We start from the raw sequence: 1,395 nt of genomic DNA on the forward strand, positions 1-1,395 counted from the left end.
TAATCGCAGGCACTTGCACCCCAAATAATTGGGCAATTTTTACTTGCGAAAGCCATAGCGTTTCATTATGTAAATAAGTCTCTACCCGAATATCGCCATTGCCATCGTTATAAAGCAAAAACTCGGTTAATTCATCTTGTATACTTAATTTATTGCTCATAAAAATTCTTGTTTAAGTGCTTAGTTTTTTCATCTACCGCTAAATCTTTATCGTCAATTTCTGATAGGTTTTTATATAACTGGTTTTTATTAAGAATTGAGATTAAAAACTCTTGCTGTTCGCCTAAACTCAACGCCTTAAAACCTGCTTTTTCTTGCATGAGTTTTTCACTTTCAACATCATAATTTAAAAAGGCTTTGTCGATTATTTCATTGTAAAGACTTACAATAGATTTTTCATCGGCTTTGGCTATTTTGTCAATAAAGGATTGGTTGTATTTATCAAGTTCAAAATAAATAAATTCGCCACCCCCTTGCCAATCAACCGCTTTAGATATGCCACCATTGTCAAAATCCACACTGTCTAATAATTCGCCGTCTTTTTTGACTGTTGTACCGATGACTTTTTGCATTCTTTTAACGGCAATATCCTCGATATAATCCATTTGCTCAATGCCAATGTATTGCCGTCCCATTTTGTGGGCAACGGCACAGGTTGTGCCACTGCCTAGGTGGTAATCAAGCACTAGGTCGCCTTTTTTGGTGGCTATGTGGATAATTCTTTGTAAAAGTTTTTCTGGTTTTGGTGTTGCAAACTTCTTGCCGTTAAACAATTTCATTAATTCCTTTGTTCCTTTTGTTGCTGTGTCAACAAAATCCCAAATAGTAAAAGAATTTACTCCTTTTTCCCTGGCTTCATTTTCAAATCTTTTATATTGTGGCTTTGTTTTACCTGCTTTCCCAAAAATAATTCTATTATCATTTAAGGCTCTTTCATATTTTTCTTTAGACATTCTCCAGTGCCTTCCAGCAGGTGGATAGTGACTTTTGTTTGTATTAGGGTTGATTATTTCATAAGATAAATTTTCCCGTACATTTGGCGCATCAAAGGGGTCTGCAATCCAATTCCCTCTAACGTCATTATCTGGATTGGAAAACTTAGTGTTATCAATTTCTAAAGGGTTTAGTTTAAATGTTTGACGATTTTTTGCAAAAGTTAGTGTGTAATTATGCGATAAAGAAACATCAACATCATTTTGAGATGATTTTCTATGATTCCATATAAAGTTAGCAGCAAAATTCACCTGCCCAAAAATCTCATCCATTAGCACCTTTAAATAAGCCTGTTCGTTATCATCGCACTGCACAAAAATAACCCCATCTTCACTCAACAAATCCCGTGCGACTTCAAGGCGGTTTTTCATAAAAGTAAGCCAAGTGGAATGATTAAAATTA

The 1,395-nt window shown here is 34.8% G+C and carries 1 protein-coding gene; it reads right to left on the reverse strand.

The features are described from left to right. Positions 1-149: 149 nt before the first annotated feature. Positions 150-1,395: site-specific DNA-methyltransferase (locus BBROOKSOX_RS11045; RefSeq protein WP_139661864.1), on the reverse strand; the 1,246-nt coding region annotated here is incomplete at its 5' end.

The sequence above is a fragment of the bacterium endosymbiont of Bathymodiolus sp. 5 South genome, assembly GCF_900128535.1.
GTDB lineage: Bacteria > Pseudomonadota > Gammaproteobacteria > PS1 > Pseudothioglobaceae > Thiodubiliella.